This is a genomic window from Streptomyces sp. NPDC088124, from assembly GCF_040685895.1.
Taxonomy (GTDB): domain Bacteria; phylum Actinomycetota; class Actinomycetes; order Streptomycetales; family Streptomycetaceae; genus Streptomyces.
Genome location: NZ_JBFBJB010000075.1, coordinates 1 through 15986 on the forward strand (window position 1 = coordinate 1; position 15986 = coordinate 15986).

Sequence of the window (15986 nt, forward strand, 5' to 3'; positions counted from 1 at the left end):
GTCGACCCCGCCTTCGTCCTCAGCGAAGCCCTCGCCCTGCCCCAGCCCTCCTGACGAAAAGCCGGCCGGCGGCTCAGCGCCGACGCGGTGGCGTCGGCGAGCGGCCCGATGTCGTCGGCCGTGAGGGCCGACACCGTCAGCCGTACGCCTCGGGGCGCCGCGGTCCTGAAGCGCGCGCCGGGGGCGACCGCCCACCCCGCGTGCAGCAGCCGCGCCACCGCGCCGGTCTCGTCGGCCACCGGAACCCAGACGTTCATGCCGCTGCGGCCGTGCGCCACGACGCCCCGGTCCGCCAGCGCCGTGACGAGCCCGTCCCGCCGTTCCCCGTAGGCGCGCGCGACGGCGGGTACGTCCACCGCTCCCGAGGTCCACAGGTGGACGACGGTCCGCTGGAGCAGCCGGCTCACCCAGCCGGGGCCGAGCCGCTGACGTCCCTGGACCCGGTCGATGGTCAGCGCGTCCCCGCTGAGCACCGCGAGCCGCAGATCGGGACCGTACGCCTTGGCGGTCGACCGTACGAACGCCCACCGGTCCGTGACCCCGGCCAGCGGATGGAGCGGCAGGTCCACGATGCTGTGGCCGTGGTCGTCCTCGATGAGCAGGACCTCGGGGCGGTCCGCGAGGAGGACGCGCAGCTCCGCGGCCCGACCGGCGCCCATCGAGGCGCCGGTCGGGTTCTGCGCGCGGCAGGTGACGACGACCGCGCGGACGCCGTCCCGCAGCGCCCGGTCCAGGCCGTCCGGGAGCGGCCCTTCGTCGTCCACCCCGACGGGGACGAGCCGCAGTCCGAGCGCCGGGACGAGATCCAGCAGGCTGCCCCAGCCGGGGTCCTCCACGGCGACGGCGTCACCGGGGCGCAGATGCGCGGCCAGGACGCGTTCGATGGCGTCCAGCGAGCCGGAGGTGACGGCGACCGGTCCCGGCGGCACCCCGTCCGCGTCCAGCCCCGCGCGGGCGAGGCGCGCCAGCTCCGGGTCGACGGGCTCCTGTCCGTACAGCCCGGGACGGCGGGCGTGGTGGCGCGCGGCGGCGGCGAGCGCGTCGCCCAGCGGGGGCAGCAGGGCCGGGTCGGGGTTGCCCTCGGAGATGTCCCGTACGCCGGGCGGCGCCTCGACGCGGATGGAGCCGCGGGCGGTGCTCGCCGGACGGGGCCGCACCCGGCTGCCCCGGCGGCCGGCCGTCTCGATCACCCCCCGGTCGCGCAGGGCGCGGTAGGCGGCCGCGACGGTATTGGGATTGACCCCCAGCTCGGCCGCCAACTCCCGCATCGGGGGCAGCGGTTGGCCCGGCGCCAGCTCTCCGGAGCCGACCCCTCGCTCCACGCTGGCGGAAATCTCCGCGGCACCTCGGCCGGTAATCCGATACTCTCCTAGCACAAAGAACACTATGCACTAGTGCAATGGAGAAGGCAAATGCCCGAGACCACCGACACCGCACAGACCGCCCGGCCCACCGGGAACACCACCGGGAGCACCGCCTACCGGCCCACGGCCCGCACCGTCCCCACCCGTTCCAAGGAGCGGGCCGCGTACGACCACGGACTGGTGCACGGGATCCTCGACGAGGCGTACCTCTGCCACCTCGGGTTCGTCCGCGACGGCGCCCCGGTCGTGCTGCCGACGCTCTACGCGCGGGTGGGCGAGCGGCTGTACGTGCACGGCTCGACGGGCTCACGCCCGCTGCGCATGGCGCGCGGCGCCCGGACCGGAGCCGACGCGGACACAAGCACCGGCACGAGCACCGGCACGGACGCCGGCCCCGGCACGGGGGCGGCCGGGAAGCCGGACGCCGGCCTCGCGGTCTGTCTGACCGTGACCCATGTCGACGGTCTGGTGCTGGCGCGCTCCGCCTTCCACCACTCGATCAACTACCGCTCGGTGGTGGTCCACGGCACCGCCCACCAGGTCACCGACCCCGAGGAGCGGCGCATGGCACTCGACGCGATCGTGGACCAGGTCGTCCCCGGCCGCGCCGCCGACTCCCGACCCGCCAACGCGCGCGAGCTGGCCGCGACCGCCGTGATCCGGCTCGATCTGGACGAGGTCTCCGCCAAGGTCCGTACGGGCGGCCCCAACGACGAGCCCGAGGACGCCGTCCTCCCGCACTGGACGGGGGTGGTCCCTCTCGTACGCGGCTACGGCCCCCCCGAACCGGCCGCCGATCTCGACCCGTCCGTCGCGGTGCCCGGCTACCTCTCCGCCCTCTGAGGCCGGACCGGGTCCTCCCGATCCGGTTCCGCCGCCGGGATCTCGCCCAGGGCGCCCGCGCCGCCGGCGACCGGTCCCGACGGCGCCTTGGGCGTCGACGACTGGGCGATGAAGGCGCCGACGAGGACGACGGCGCCGCCGAGGATCTGCGGGGCGGAGAGATGCTCCCGCAGCAGCACCCAGGCCAGCACGGTCGCGACGACCGCCTCCAGGCAGGCCACCACACCCGCCACCTGCGGGGAGAGCCTGCGCACCGAGATCACTCCGGTGACGTACGCCAGCACGGTCGCGATCAGCACGATCCAGCCGAGCAGCAGCCCGGCCGCGATCCGCGAGCCGCCGAAGTCCACCGAGCCGCCGAGGACCGCCCAGTCCATGCCCCACGGGCGGGCCACGGCGGTCAGCACCACGGCCCCGACGATCAGCCCGTACGCGATCACACCGAGCGGATCGGGGGCGTCCGCCCCGTCGCTGCCCTGGTCGGACAGGACGAAGTAGCCGACCTGGCAGCAGGCCGCGCCGAGCGCGAGGAGCACCCCGACCGGGTCGAGCCCGAGCCCGGCCCACACCTCGACCACACAGGCGAGCCCGCCCACCGCGAGGACGACCCCGACGGCGGCGGCGCGGGTGACCGGCCGGCGCTGGACGAAGCGGACCCAGAGCAGGACGAGCGCGGGGGCGAGGTATTCGATGAGCAGCGCGACACCGACGGGGATCCGGGAGAGCGCGGCGAAGTAGCAGGCCTGGACGCCCGCGACGGCCAGCAGACCGAACCCGGCGAGCAGCGCGGGCCTGCGGCGCACCAGCGCGCGGTGGCGCCAGGCCACCGGGAGCATGATGAGGGCGGCGCCCGTGACCCGTAGCCAGACCACATGGAGCGGATCGAGCCCCGCTTCGATCAGCGGCTTGGCCGCGACCCCCGAACCACCGAACGCGAACGCCGAGCCCAAGGCCAGTGCCAGGCCGACGTTCCTCCCCTGAGACGCGTGCATGGCGTCATCATGACAGCTCGCGTCAGGAGCGTCATCCGCGTGACACCTGTCGAGACGACCGTGGCCCGGCGGGGGCCCGGGATCACGCCCGGCCGGAGAGGCGGGACAGCCGTCGCTCCAGGGTTCCGGCGTCGGCCCCGGCCCGTTCCAGCACCTCGGCCGCGCGGCAGTCCCGGTCGGCGAGGAGCGCGGCCAGCAGATCGAGCCCGCTGATCCGCGGTTCGCCGTTACGGGCCGCCCGGTCCAGGGCGCCCGCCATCGCGGCGAGCGCCTGCGGGGACCAGCCGGTCACGGCCCGGTCGGCGGCGTCACGCGGCACGGGCACCGCCGGGACGGACCCGGAGTCCTCCACGGTGGCCTGCCAGCGCAGCCCGTAGCCGATGCTCCGCTGGACGAGATAGCCGAGCACCCGGACCACACGTTGATCGCCACCGAAGACATCCCGTACCAGCGGGTCCGTCTCCAGCAGGGAGTGCAGCAGATGGGCGGTGTCGACCTGGGCGTCCCCACCGCGCAGCGCCCTGCGACGCGCGCCGGCGAGCACCGACACCAGCTCCGCCGTGAGCCGGGATTCGGCAGCGGCACGGACCGGCGTGACACCGGCGCGCTCCGGGGCGGGTGATACCGGCACCACGGGTGAAGGCTTCTGCACGCTCCCACCCCATCAGTCCCCCGCGCCCGGGGCATCCCCGGCGGGAAGCATCTTCGTGTCCGACGGAGGGTGGGCACATCGGGACGAGTCCTCCTCCTTGCGGATGAGATTCCCCTGTTACTTCCCCGATGCGCCCTTCCGGACCCTTCCGCGCTCATCCCCGAGCAGACGCTTGGCCGAGGCCCCGCGGCGCCCCGGCGGACACCGGGAACACCGCGGGGCCTTGCGGGCAGTCGGCCGCGCGGGCGGTCAGTCCTCGTCGGCGAGGATCAGATAGAGCTTCTTGCGGGATTCGTTGATGACCGCCAGGGCCTTCTCCCGCTGCTCGGGAGAGCCGGTCTTCCAGACCTGTCCGAAGGCTTCCATCAGCCCGAATCCGGCCTGCCGTATCTCGTTCATCGACTCCCAGTCGATGCCGCGGCCGGCCTCTTCCCACGGAGCGTCGGGCCCCGACTCAGCCTCGGCCGCACCGGCCTCAGTGAGGGTGAACAGCTTCTTGCCGCCCTCGCTCCGGCTCTCGATCAGCCCCTCGTCCTCCAGCAGTTGGAGGGTCGGGTAGACCGATCCCGGGCTGGGGCGCCAGGCCCCGCCGCTGCGCTCGCCGATCTCCTGGATCATCTCGTAACCGTGCATCGGCCGGTCCTTCAGCAGCGCCAGGATCGAGGCGCGCACATCACCGCGCCGCGCCCTCCCCCGGCCTCCGCCGCGCCCCCTGCCGCCCCCGCCGAAGGGACCGCCGAACGGCGGGCCGAACGGCCCGAAGGCCCCGCGCCGCCCCTCGAAGTCACCCCGGCCGGGGTGGCCGGGCCCGCAGTGACCGGATCCCGGTCCGTGCTCGTGTCCATGTGAACGCATCGCTACGCTCCCTTCATCGTTGATCTGTCGCGATGCGTCAACGATATATCGGAACCTGTCGCATGGCAAGGGAATCACAGCGACGATCACTGACCTGTGACAGAGATCTTGGGGCGACTGTCACCGAAGTCGAGCCGAGGTCACTTTGTGTCAACGAAGGTGGGCCACTGCTTTGCTTGTGACATCGAAGATGGGCCGATGGCGGCCGCTTGGGGTGCGAAGCACCGTGTGTCAGGTGACAGCGGACCCTTGGGAAGCCTTCTGATCACGGGACCGCGGAATGTCGATGAGAGCGGACAGCACTTCGGGACGGTTGAGTGCTTGGGTTGGGCGGTTGCTCGGCTGCTGGCTGGAGGAGTCGGTTTCGGCCCATGGGCGGTGCGTTCAGGGTTGCCCGGCCGCCTGTCGACAGGCGCGTGCGTAGTCCAGTACCAGAGGACGGTGGTCGTCGGCACGCCAGGCGAGCGCGAGCCGGCTGGGGGAGATACCACGCACCGGGCGGGTGACGACGCCACTCAGGGCAATCAGTGGTGCGTTCCCGCTGGCCAGCAGGCAGACGCCGCGTCCGTCCACGAGCGCTTCGTACGTCTCGTCAGTACTGGCGATCTCAGCCCCGATGCGCGGCGGCCTGCCACCGCGGGCGTCAAGCGCGAGCCAGTAATCCCGGAGCGCCCCTGCGCTCTCCGGTAGCGCGAGGAAGGGCTCGTCCAGCAGGTCGGCGAAGTCGACGGCTTCGCGAGCGGCCAGTGGATGCTCCTGGGACATGGCGACCAGGCGTGGTTCCTCGGCCACCACCACGCAGGTGTAACGGTCGAGTTCAGGCAGGGGCAGCCAGACGAAGGCGAGGTCGCTGGAGGTGTCCGAGAGGCCTGCGGTCGAGTCCTCCCAGCTGACCTGGCGCAGTTTCACGGTGGCGTCGGGGTGCGCGTCGGTGAACCGGGATCTGATCGCTGGCAGCAGACCGCCGCGGCCCGGGCTGGTGCTCATCCCCACGAGGAGTGTCGTCCGCTGCCCGGCCTTGGCGACCTCGACCGCCTCCCGCGCGGCGTCCCAGACGGCGAGCACCTGGTGGGCATGGGGCAGCAGCGCGGCACCCACCGGCGTGAGCCGGACACCCTGCCGGTCGCGCTCGAACAGCGGCGCGCCGAGCTGCCGTTCCAGCATCCGGATCTGCTTGCTCAGCGCGGGCTGAGAGACGAATAGCCGCTCGGCAGCACGGGTGAAATGCAGTTCCTCCGCCACGGCGGCGAAATACCGAAGATCCCTCCCATGCACATCCATAACCATTGGTTATCACAGCGGGTCTTGGACGGGCGAACGATGCCCCCGGCAGGGTTGAACCCGAAAGGTCCGCAGCACTTTCCGGGAAGGGATGTCCGATGACCAAGGTATGGCTGGTGACCGGGGCGAGCAGCGGCTTCGGCCGGGCGATCACCGAGGCGGCGGTCGCCGCCGGGGACGTGGTCGTGGCAACCGCGCGCCGCGTCGACGCGCTGGCAGGCCTGGTCGCCGCGCACCCCGACCAGGTGGAGGCGCTGCCGCTCGACGTCACCGACACCGCAGGGATCGAGGCCACCGTGCGGGATGTGGCGGACCGTCACGGCAGGGTCGATGTACTGGTCAACAACGCCGGACGCAGTCACGTCGGCGCCGCCGAGGAGACCACCGACGCCGAATTGCGGTCTCTGTTCGACCTGCACTTCTTCGGACCCGCCACACTGGTCCGGTCCGTGCTCCCGCATATGCGCGCCCGACGCAGCGGCGCGATCGTCCAGATGAGCAGCATGGGCGGCCAGATGTCCTTCGCCGGGTTCTCCGCCTACAGCGCCACCAAGTTCGCTCTGGAAGGATTCTCAGAGGCGCTGGTCGACGAGGTGCGCCAGCTCGGCATCAAGGTACTGATCGTCGAGCCCGGAGCCTTCCGCACCAGCCTGATGGGCAACATCAGCGCCAGTGAGGAGATCGCAGACTACGCCGAGACGGTCGGTCCCACCCGGCGGATGACCCAGACCGGCGGCGGCGCGGAACCGGGCGACCCAGCCAAGGCCGCGGCGGCGATCCTGGCCGCCCTGGACGCCGAGCAGACCCCGCTGCACCTGCCCCTGGGCAGCGACGCGGTCGACGCGGTCCTCGCCCATCTCGACGCCGTCCGCTCCGACGTCACCACCTGGGAGAAGACCGCTCGCGATACCGCCTACCCGCGATAAGGGCAGCGTGACTGGCAACCGGTTTGCCTCAGTGAAGGTTGACCGCTTCGGTGGGCCGCGCCGAATAGGCGATCGATGATCGTTTCGGCTACTGGTGTGTCTTCGGTGTCTCACGGCCTCGGGACTGGTAGGGGTCTGTGATCAGGTGACCTGTAATTGAGGGCTCGGGCTGCCTCCGATTACTGTGAGTTTCCGTCAGGGGCGGCCTCGGGTAGCACTTTGTGTTGCGGTGTCGGGATCGATGCCTTGGTGCCGTAGCCGCGCGCGGACCCTCTCCCACCGCTCAGCGGGCAACTCCCACCCGATCGCCGATCCGGTGTCGCTCGCGGAGAAGGAGACTCCTGATCCCGTCGGCCCCCAGATCTCTGCGGAGATGGTGTGCGGCACGAGGGTGATGAACCATTCGCGCTGCCGTTCGTCCGTCAAGTCCAGGACAACGGCGGTCTCCCCTTCCCGGGCGCCCGTCGCGTCGGCGATGGCGGTGAGGGCGGCCTGGGCATCCGGAGGCCAGGGGAGGTCGGAAATGAGGTCAATGTCCGTCGAAGCCGCGTCAGGTGCCACCTCCCTTATCACCTCTTCAACCACTGTCCTCGCTGTTTCTGGGGCGGTGCCTTCCTGGAGGAAGAGGTCAAGCGAACGTGGCTTATGGCCATCGCGGCTTCGAAAGGACCGTGTGAGCTCGGTGAGCGCGCGCGTGAGTGAGTGTTTGGCGGACATCGGGCTGTCGTCTCCTCTGGTGAGGTTTTGCGCGAAACATTTCATCGGGTGTGGTCGCCGGGTGCGTAGTTCTTCCAGGGGGCTCCGGCTTCGGTGGCGATGCGGGTGGTGCTCTTGTCGTGGTAGCCCAGTGCTTGGGCGATGACGGGCGCCGGGGCCTGGAGGACGAGCTGGCGGATGGCCGAGGTGCGGCCTTTCTCGGCCGGGACGCCGAGTTTCCGCAGCGCGTCGCGCAAAGTGCCGGGGCTCACCGGCTGGCTCGGGCGGCGGCCGGGGAAGAGCCAGGGCGAGTTCTGGTTGATGGCAGGGGTGTTGGCGGGCAGGGCCTGGAGATAGTCGAGCAGGAGGTCGGCCACCGGCTCGGGGACTGGGGTAGGCGGGTCGCCGAGCCGGAGTGTGACGTGCTGGCCGTCATGGACAACGTCGTCGGTGGTCATGCGGACGATTCGGCTGACGGGCTGTGCGAACAGCAGGACGAGGCAGGCGGCGAGTCGGACTCTCGGTGAGGTGCTGTCGTCGGCGAGAACCCGTTGCAGGGCGGCGATGCGCTGGTGTTGGCCCATCGGGTGGGGGTTGGTGGTCGGGCGGTTCGGGATGGCGAGCCGCGGCATGTGGCGGGTGCCCATGCACCAGCGTAGGAATGTCTGCGCGGGGCGCCGGGTGGCGTACTTCTCCGCGTGCCAGGCATCGAGATCGGTCTGGGTGCAGGAGTCCAGCGTGACGTGCCGGGCGGAGAGCCAGACCAGGAGGAGCCGGCTTGGGTGATCTGCTGACGGGATTCCTGCGTCGTGCTGGCGCCCAGCGGGCTCTTGGCCGCCTTGGCGCGGAGCTTGCGGAGCTGGTGCCAGGTGGCGAAGTGCTGGAGTATGCGGGCGTGTTCGACGTCCTCCGTGGCGGCGATCCGCTGGGCGAGCCACCGCTCGAACAGCAGGAGTCGGCGGTCGAGGTGCGGCAGGACGCCGCTGTCCATGAGCAGGTCGCGAAGGTAGGCGGCGGTCCGCCAGTTCGGCAGGGCCTGGATGGCGTCGTGTGTGAGCGGCACTGTTCCGGTGGCGAGGTCTCGTAGCAGGGCCGGGACTTGCGGGTTGCGGAGCCAGATCAGCCGGCTCTTCGGGCGGTCCAGGCTCACCAGGAGCTGGTGCAGCGGGATCAACTGCGGGTAGATGCGGCCGGTGCCGTCGTCCAGGAGGGCGGTGAGCTGGTCGGAGAGGGTGCAGCGTTCGCAGAGCCGTCCGCCGAGAAGCAGGCCCTCGAAGCCGCAGCGGTCGCAGAAGAAGTCGCGGCTGATGCCTGCGCAGTCCCGGCAGACCGCGGTTCCCGCCGCGTTCCGGCCGGGAAGCAGTCGCTCGGTTCCGCAGTCGGGGCAGCGGCCTCGGTCCCGCGTGGCCCGTTCGTAGCAGGTGCGGCAGATAGGTCCGTCTGACCAGTTCGCGGACTTGGCAGCGCGGCGGCCGCAGCGTGCGCAGGTGCGTATGTGCCACCGCTCGTATTTCTCGCGGCTGTCGTAGGCCGGGCTCACGAGTCGGGGGTGATCCGGGCGCGCTTGGGCCGGATGGTGTTGGCCAGGTCCACGACGTCGGCGCCACCGGAGGCGGCGGTGCGGCGCGGGGCGACGTTCTCGGCCCGGGTGGCGATCAGGTCGGCGGGAGTGACATCGAGGATGTCGCAGAGCGCGGCCAGGACCGGCAGGGAAAGCCGTTCGGGAGTCTGGGTGACCAGGCGCCAGACCTGGACCGAGGACAGCTCGATGCCGCGTTCGGCGAGCAATGGGGAGAGGTCGGAGGCGGCGAAGATGCCGCGGGTGGCCATCACCTCGCGCAGTCGCCACTGGTAGCTGACCTGGCGTTTCATCAAGCCCTCCTCGCTGGCCGCAGAGCGGCCTGCATCGTCGCGTCCAACGCTCTCCGCAGGGTGCGGGTGCGGAAGTCGGAGGAAACACACGTGTAGATCGCGGTCGTGGATGCGTGTTCGTGTCCGACCTGTTCCTGGATTATCTTTAGTTCGCTGAGCTGGCAGGCTGTTGACCTGCGTGTTTGTGTTGTGGCCGTTGTCCGTGACGTAGCTGATGAGGGCATTGGGGGGCCTTTCAGCACGGGCCGATCGTTACCGACCTGGGATTGCTTGTCGATGGTCTCTTGGAGGGTCTCCCGGGCGTCGGCCATTCGTCGGCAGTCGGAGGCTGCGGAGGAGGTATCCAGTGGCACGCGCGGCGGCCTCTTCAGTAGGTTCTGCGGATGCGGCAATTCGCGGACATCGAAGACCTGTCGGGGCTCGTGCGTGACGCACTGGGAGCGGGATGCCACGTTGTCGCGGTGGACCGGTTGCGCGGGGGAAGCAAGAAAGGGGTGTACCGGGTCCGGCTCGATGGAAGCCACCCGGCGAGTCTGATCATCTACAGCTGGGCCGAAGCTGAGAACTTCTGGCCAGGCGCGCACGAAGGCGACTTGGCTGACCCGTTCGCGCCCGCCTCCGGGCTGGTCCCGTTCCTCACCGCGCAGCGGAGCTTGAACAGCCTCGGGGTGCGGGTTCCACAGGTGCTTCTGGCGGATGACAGTCGTCGCCAGTATCCGGCGGACGTCGCCGTGGTCGAGGATGCCTCCGGCAGCACGCTCGAAGCACTCTTCGAAACCGATCCCACGCGCGCTGCGGGAGCCCTCGGGGACCTCGCCGAGATGCTTGAGGTGATGCACCGGCACCAGGCCCAGCACTACGGCAGGGCGGACCTGTTGGAGCGGGGCGGCTCCGCATCCGAGATCTCGTGCGAGCGACGGGTCCTCGACCGCGCCATGCGTGACCTTGAGGAGGCGGCGGGGCGTGACGGCAGGATCGCGGCAGCCGGCACGGCAATGTGCGACCGTCTGCAGGAACTGGCTGATCGGGTGAGCCCTCGCGCGCAATACGGACTGATCCACGGTGAACTCGGACCCGACCACGTCCTGGTCGACGCCGAAGGTCACCCTGTCCTGATCGACATCGAGGGCCTGATGTACTTCGACGTCGAGTGGGAGCACGTCTTCCTCCGGCTCCGCTTCGGCGAGTGGTACCCCGCCCTGGCCCGGCCCGGTCTCGATCCGCAGCGCCTCGACCTCTATATGCTCGCGATGCGTCTGTCGCTGGTAGCCGGTCCACTGCGTCTCCTTGACGGTGACTTCCCCGACCGGGCGTTCATGCAGGGGATCGCTGAGCACAACCTGAAAGAGGCGCTGGCGCTCCTGCCGTTGGTGTAGCCGGATACACAGGGCCGCGCCGAGCACCCGTCTACTCGACACGATCAGCTCGAACGGGTGGGCGGGGAAGCTGACGCTGGCGGTGGGGAACCGGGTGACCGTCGACAGGGTTGCTTGCGCCTGCCCGTGGTGAGTTGGTACGGGTCGTCGCGGCGCGTTGTTCGCCGAGGGCACGGGCGAGTTGCTCGCGGAGTTGCTGGTTCTCTTCGGTGAGCCGCCGGATGCGCGCGTTGGCGGCTTCGAGCCGTCGCAGCAGCGAAGCATCGGAAGTGCGCTGACGTGCGGGAACCAGCGATCTGGGTTCCCGGCGGTGTGCTGCCCGCAGTCGCTCGATCTCTGCTCGCAGGTCCGGCTGGGCATAGAGCCAGGACCGGGATACTCCGGCCTGCTTCGCGACGGTCTCGAATGTGACCGGCTCGCCTGCGGCGTCGAGGGTGCGGAGGGCCTGGATGGCTTTGGCGCGGGTGTACTCGCTGCGGCGGCGGGCGGCGTCGACGATGTGTCGGCTGTTGTCAGCTCGCATCGGCGGTCGCCTCCGACTGCCCGGGGTCGGACTCCAGACCGGTGATGATCTTCTCCAGGTTGCCGAGGACCTGGCGGTTCATCTCGGCCACGCGTGCTTGGCCACGGGCCTCGGCGGCGGAGACGATCTGCAGCAGTTGCTGCCGTTGCTCACGGTGCTGCGGCAGGAACTCGGGGGTCGTTACGAACATCGGACATGTCAAGCAAGCGTTGGCATGCGGACAGGTCTTCTGTACTGGCAGACCGCAGTAGCCGTTGGGCAGGGCCTGGGTCACACGGCCGAGCCGCTGCTTGGCCCATGTGGCCTCGGCCAGAGGGCCTTGGGGGTCGACGATGACGCTTTCACCCTGGATGTTGACCTTGCGGGCCTTCTCCCAGTGCCGGCGGACCGTGGTGTCGTGCAGCCGGGCATAGTGGGCTGTCATCTCGCCGGAAGAGTGATCGAGAAGGACGCGTACAACTTCCTGCGGGACGTCTCGGTTGATCAGTCTGGTTCCAAAAGTGTGGCGCCATTGATGGGGCGTCAGATGGACGGCCCGGCCCTGTTCGTCGCGGACGTCGCACCGCTCCAGCCAGAGGTCGAGCTGCCCGCGGTAGGAGTGCGTGGTCAGTGGCCGGGTGCCGTCGGGGTTCATCCGGGGTGCCGGGAACAGCCACCGGCTGCCACTGGGCCAGCGGTCCAGGACGCGCTGCTGCTGCGTGGTGATCTCGTTCTCGACTTCCTCGTCGATCGGGACCAGGGCTTCGCGTTTCATCTTCCGGTTGAGGTAGCGCACGTAGGCGGCGCCGTCGGCGTCCCGGATGATGCAGTCGAAGGCCAGGTTGCAGGCGTCGCCGACGCGCAGTCCGCAGCGCATGAGGATCAAGGTCAGCACGCGGCCGTCGGGGTTGTGCCAGCGGTCGAGGTTGGCGGGCTGCTCGACCTGGGCCATCACGTGCTCGGCCAGCGCCCGGGGTAGTCGCTTGTCGGGGCGGGGGAAGTCGTCGGGGTAGAAGGTCGCATTCGCCGGGAGACTCCGGTCCCAGACGTGGCGGCGCACGGCGTTGAAGAAGGCGTTGAGCGAGCCGATGTCCCGGCTACGGGAATGGGTCGAGCGCGGGTCCAGGGCCAGGTCGGCGAGATAGCGTTCCAGCACGGTCCGGTCCACGCGGGCGAGCTTGTCGGCGGCGACGCGGGGATCGGCCAGGAATCCGGAGAAGCGGTTGAGGGCAAGGATGTCGACGACGGCCTGGTTGATGCTGCGGCCGATACTCAACCGCCAGCGCACGAATCGCTTGGCCGGCTCGCGCAGCCACGGCTGGGTGATGCGGTCGAACCGCAGCCGTGCCCGGGTGCCCTCGATGCCGAGCCGGCGCAGTTCCCATACGTCGCGCGGGAACTCGCTCTCCCAGCCGTTGCCGTGGACGAGGTCTTCCAGATGCATGTACGCATAGCGCAGGAAGGCCAGTTGCCCGTTCTGGCTGTGGCTGGCACCTCGCATCGCCGCGTAGTACTCGCTCCACCGCTCCATCGGCCACTCCAGCAACGACGCGGTGCCGCTGGCAGCGGCCAGTCGGATCACCGGGGCGACAGCCGAGCTGTGGGTGTTGACCTGCCGGTCGTCGTGACGGCACTGGAGTGCGTACTGCAGCTCCAGTCGCAGCTGCCGCTGGCCGTCCAACGGTCGGAAGTCGAACCGGTCGTCGCCCGCTGCCTCGCAGCGGCGTACGAACTCCTCGATCTCGGGGCGGCCGACGGCCTGCCAGCGGGAGTTGTGGTTGTGGCAGAACGGCGACTTCCCCTGAGCCCACAGGGTGCAGAACGACAGCCGACAGACCCGGCGGCCGTCGTCTTCGACCACTCGGAGACCCGCGGTCCAGATCTTCTTGTCGGGTTTGCCCGCTCGCTCCCAGAAGCCGTTGTGGCTCACGCGTAGGCCCTGACGGGCCGCTCCGAAGCGGCATCCGGCGATGGCGCAGGCGGTCAGCTCGGACCGCCCGACCGGATCGGCTCCGGGATCGGCGATGAACGCTTCAACGTCCGGGTTCCCGCGGCGTTGCCAGCGGTAGTAGTGGCCGCGGCAGAGCTGGCGGGTGCGGGGCTGGCGCGGGCAGCCGGGAACCCGGCAGGCACCCAGACCGAAGATCAGTTCCCCAGGCTCGGGGATGAACACATCCACCCGGAACTCCGGCCGGACGGCAGCCATCAACTTGCCCAGCAGTCCGGCGCCGGGAGACGGAAGGGCGAAAGTCTCCTGGCTCACCAGCGCACCTCCCGGCCGGTCAGGAATCCTGCGGCCTCCAGAGCACGGCGGGCGTCCTCCACCGACAGGTGGCCGTAGATGTCGTGCGTGGTGGCGATCGAGGAATGTCCTAGCAAAGTGCTGACCACTCGATCGGCACTCCCTGCCGCAGGAGCAAGGTCGCTCGGGTATGCCGGAGCCAGTGGGGGTCGAAGTCGATGCCGGTGTCGCGGCGCAGTCGCAGGACGAGATCGTAGACGGACGCGTAGGTCAGCGGGCGCCCGTAGGAGCCGCCCCACAGATTGACGAACATGTAGTCGCTGTCGAGGTCGCCGTACTCACCGTGGAGGTAGTCGGCGTAGAGCCGTACGATCTCGGGGCCGACGGGAACGGTGCGGGGCGATGCGGACTTGGCCCTCGCCCGGTTGTCGTTGACGCGCGGTATGACGGTCAACTCGCCTTCTGCCGCAGCCAGATCCTCGTGCCGCAAGCCCAGAGCTTCGCCGATCCGGACGCCGGTCTCCCACAGCAGTGCGAACAGGAACCGGTCCCGCAGCCGGGTGCAGGCGTCCAGGATCGCCTGGACCTGGGCGGCCGTCAGGATCGTCGGATGCATGCGAGGCGTCTTCAGCTTGATCGTGCGACGCCGCTCCGGCTGTCCGCCGGCCAGGTGGTAGAGGAATGGCTTCCAGCCCGTGCGGCGGGCGCGGACCGGCTGCAGTTCGGTGACAAGGTCGCCGAGGTCCACTCCGTGGCGTGCGTGGAAGACGTACAGACCGCTGACGGCGGAGAGCTTCCGGTTGACCGTGGTGACCCCGCAGTGATGCTCCGCCGAGGGCAGCAACGTCACACCGCCATGCCGTCCCGCAGGCGGCAACCGGAGCCAGGCAACGAACTCGCCCAAGTTCTCCAGCCGGACCTCACGCCAGTCCAGACCGCGTCGGTCGAGGAAAACGAACCAGTCCTTCAGATCATGGGCGTATGCCTTGATCGTGTTCGGAGACCGCTCGATGTCGGTCAGGTAGGCGAGGTAACGCTCGATCGGCTCGACTATCCCGCCTTCATTGCCGAGGACCGTCCATGACTCAAGCGACGAGTCGGGCATCAGCACCCGTTGCACCAGCATCAAACCTCCCGGAGAACTGCCTGGTGGACGGCGGTAGATAACCACCTCCACCACACAGATCGCCGCCCGCCCCAGGCTCGTGCTGCACGTCATGGACACACTGCTGAGGACTCAAGAGAACCTGGACGAACCGGGCGTCCATGCCCATCTCGATCAGGTGGGTGACGTAGGACCTGCGGAAGGAGTGGAAGTCGAGTCCGTCGTCCAGGCCGAGGGCGTCCCGGTAGGTGGTGAAGCGGGTATTCATCTGGGAGAAGCCGACCCGGGCCGAGCGCTCCGAAGGCCACAGAGCCCCGGAGCCGGCAGTGGGAAACAGCGGACGCACCTCCTCGTTCCACTGCTGGAGGATCTCCGCCGACCAGTCGAAGACGGTCAGCACGCTGCGGCGCTTGGGCGGCGAGCCCTTCTTCGCCTTCCCGTGGCGCACGTAGAGGACGCCGTACTCGCCGAACTCGGGGCCTTCGGGGTTGCGTCCGAAGTCAACCGCGTCCAGCATCCGCGTCTCGTTGCGGCGCAGGCCGAAGGCGTATGCGGTCTTGAACAGCATCGCGTCGCGGAATGCGGGCAGCCAGCCCTTGCGGCCCCGGCCGCGGACCCTGCCGACTTGGTCGTCGGCGTGGTCGAAGAACGCCTGCAACTCCTGCCGGGTGAAAGCCCGTTTACTTGGGTCTGCCTCGGCTTCCTCCACGTGCACCGCGGTGTTCCACTCGTGCACCACCTGAACCGGATGGGCGCCGAAACGCTCCTCGCAGGTCACCGCCCATCCATAGGCGGGATCGGTGATGAAGGAGCAGAAGGACCGGACCGATCCCTGGTAATTGCGGAGCGTGGAACGGCGCAGGTGCTGCACCGACCGCAGGTCACCCAGCCACTCGTCGACCATCTGCGGCGACCAGGCCCAGGGGAACGTGTCCGCGTGCCGGACGAAGGCGCGTACCACCTTCTCCCGGCCCTCGATCGTAGAGAACGCCAGGTTCCGCGCGAGCTGCTGGTTGCGCCAGCCGTCCAGCATTGCCGTGAACACCTGCTCGTCCGGCCGCAGCAGCGGCAGGTCACCTACCAGATGCAGCCCGACAGCCCCCGGCGCGAGCCTGTTCCCACCCACGAATGACTACCCTCCGCCGCCTACATCAGACGAAGGAATCTTTCATCAGATGTAATCGCCTGGCAAGTTCCCAGCTCAGAAGGCATCTCAATCCGCACTCGCCCCGTCTCAACCGGCCCGGCGAATCGTCCGCACCGAACTCATATAGGGCGCT

The 15986-nt window shown here is 69.6% G+C and carries 17 protein-coding genes; 4 read left to right on the forward strand and 13 right to left on the reverse strand.

Annotated features, from left to right (window positions below; all coding sequences use genetic code 11):
- Positions 1–1376 (reverse strand): aminotransferase class I/II-fold pyridoxal phosphate-dependent enzyme (locus AB0P17_RS38220; protein WP_365818766.1); only part of this gene is annotated, 1376 nt, incomplete at its 3' end.
- Between the two features lie 36 nt (positions 1377–1412).
- Between AB0P17_RS38220 and AB0P17_RS38225 the strand changes: the two genes are divergently transcribed.
- The gene (locus AB0P17_RS38225) at positions 1413–2207 is read left to right on the forward strand and encodes a pyridoxamine 5'-phosphate oxidase family protein (RefSeq protein WP_365818768.1); all 795 of its coding nucleotides are present in this window, start codon (positions 1413–1415) and stop codon (positions 2205–2207) included.
- Here AB0P17_RS38225 and AB0P17_RS38230 read toward each other — a convergent pair.
- The 4 genes from AB0P17_RS38230 to AB0P17_RS38245 form a co-directional block, all read right to left on the reverse strand.
- Positions 2189–3199 carry an EamA family transporter gene (locus tag AB0P17_RS38230; protein ID WP_365818770.1) on the reverse strand — a complete coding sequence of 337 codons (1011 nt, stop codon included), beginning with the start codon at positions 3197–3199 and terminating at the stop codon, positions 2189–2191. The genes AB0P17_RS38225 and AB0P17_RS38230 overlap by 19 nt on opposite strands.
- An 82-nt stretch (positions 3200–3281) precedes the next feature.
- Positions 3282–3830, reverse strand: a complete 549-nt coding sequence (locus AB0P17_RS38235) for a Clp protease N-terminal domain-containing protein (protein WP_365818838.1) — start codon at positions 3828–3830, stop codon at positions 3282–3284.
- Between the two features lie 270 nt (positions 3831–4100).
- The gene (locus tag AB0P17_RS38240; protein ID WP_365818772.1) at positions 4101–4706 is read right to left on the reverse strand and encodes a PadR family transcriptional regulator; all 606 of its coding nucleotides are present in this window, start codon (positions 4704–4706) and stop codon (positions 4101–4103) included.
- A 384-nt stretch (positions 4707–5090) separates the two neighbouring features.
- On the reverse strand, positions 5091–5993 hold the full coding sequence (locus AB0P17_RS38245) for a LysR substrate-binding domain-containing protein (protein WP_365818774.1): 903 nt from the start codon (positions 5991–5993) through the stop codon (positions 5091–5093).
- Positions 5994–6085: 92 nt separating this feature from the next.
- Between AB0P17_RS38245 and AB0P17_RS38250 the strand changes: the two genes are divergently transcribed.
- Positions 6086–6913 carry an oxidoreductase gene (locus AB0P17_RS38250; RefSeq protein ID WP_365818776.1) on the forward strand — a complete coding sequence of 276 codons (828 nt, stop codon included), beginning with the start codon at positions 6086–6088 and terminating at the stop codon, positions 6911–6913.
- 195 nt (positions 6914–7108) lie between these two features.
- Here the strand turns inward: AB0P17_RS38250 and AB0P17_RS38255 are convergent, their stop codons facing one another.
- Together AB0P17_RS38255 and AB0P17_RS38260 are read right to left on the reverse strand one after the other, a co-directional pair.
- Positions 7109–7630 carry a hypothetical protein gene (locus AB0P17_RS38255; protein ID WP_365818778.1) on the reverse strand — a complete coding sequence of 174 codons (522 nt, stop codon included), beginning with the start codon at positions 7628–7630 and terminating at the stop codon, positions 7109–7111.
- A 41-nt stretch (positions 7631–7671) separates the two neighbouring features.
- Complete coding sequence (locus AB0P17_RS38260; protein WP_365818780.1) at positions 7672–8256, reverse strand: hypothetical protein; 585 nt, start codon at positions 8254–8256, stop codon at positions 7672–7674.
- 131 nt (positions 8257–8387) lie between these two features.
- Here AB0P17_RS38260 and AB0P17_RS38265 point away from each other — a divergent pair, with 131 nt between their 5' ends.
- The gene (locus AB0P17_RS38265) at positions 8388–8696 is read left to right on the forward strand and encodes a hypothetical protein (protein WP_365818782.1); all 309 of its coding nucleotides are present in this window, start codon (positions 8388–8390) and stop codon (positions 8694–8696) included.
- Between the two features lie 449 nt (positions 8697–9145).
- On the opposite strand, the gene AB0P17_RS38270 is transcribed toward AB0P17_RS38265, so the two are convergent.
- The gene (locus tag AB0P17_RS38270) at positions 9146–9481 is read right to left on the reverse strand and encodes a helix-turn-helix transcriptional regulator (protein ID WP_365818784.1); all 336 of its coding nucleotides are present in this window, start codon (positions 9479–9481) and stop codon (positions 9146–9148) included.
- Between the two features lie 383 nt (positions 9482–9864).
- Between AB0P17_RS38270 and AB0P17_RS38275 the strand changes: the two genes are divergently transcribed.
- Positions 9865–10857, forward strand: coding sequence for a phosphotransferase (locus AB0P17_RS38275; RefSeq protein WP_365818786.1), 993 nt, complete (start codon positions 9865–9867; stop codon positions 10855–10857).
- A 31-nt stretch (positions 10858–10888) separates the two neighbouring features.
- Here AB0P17_RS38275 and AB0P17_RS38280 read toward each other — a convergent pair whose 3' ends face one another.
- Genes AB0P17_RS38280 through AB0P17_RS38300 form a run of 5 tightly spaced genes read right to left on the reverse strand, consistent with a single transcriptional unit; the run spans position 10889 to position 15832 of the window.
- A complete protein-coding gene (locus AB0P17_RS38280) occupies positions 10889–11380 on the reverse strand; it encodes a DUF6262 family protein (RefSeq protein ID WP_365818788.1) in 492 nt (163 codons plus the stop codon).
- Positions 11370–13622, reverse strand: a complete 2253-nt coding sequence (locus tag AB0P17_RS38285; protein ID WP_365818790.1) for a tyrosine-type recombinase/integrase — start codon at positions 13620–13622, stop codon at positions 11370–11372. The genes AB0P17_RS38280 and AB0P17_RS38285 overlap by 11 nt, the downstream gene beginning before the upstream one ends.
- Positions 13619–13750: a hypothetical protein gene (locus AB0P17_RS38290; RefSeq protein ID WP_365818792.1), complete on the reverse strand. Its 132-nt coding sequence runs from the start codon at positions 13748–13750 to the stop codon at positions 13619–13621. Before AB0P17_RS38290 ends, AB0P17_RS38285 begins: the two co-directional genes overlap by 4 nt.
- Positions 13732–14727 carry a tyrosine-type recombinase/integrase gene (locus AB0P17_RS38295; RefSeq protein ID WP_365818794.1) on the reverse strand — a complete coding sequence of 332 codons (996 nt, stop codon included), beginning with the start codon at positions 14725–14727 and terminating at the stop codon, positions 13732–13734. Before AB0P17_RS38295 ends, AB0P17_RS38290 begins: the two co-directional genes overlap by 19 nt.
- On the reverse strand, positions 14687–15832 hold the full coding sequence (locus tag AB0P17_RS38300) for a tyrosine-type recombinase/integrase (RefSeq protein ID WP_365818796.1): 1146 nt from the start codon (positions 15830–15832) through the stop codon (positions 14687–14689). Before AB0P17_RS38300 ends, AB0P17_RS38295 begins: the two co-directional genes overlap by 41 nt.
- Positions 15833–15986 lie beyond the last annotated feature (154 nt).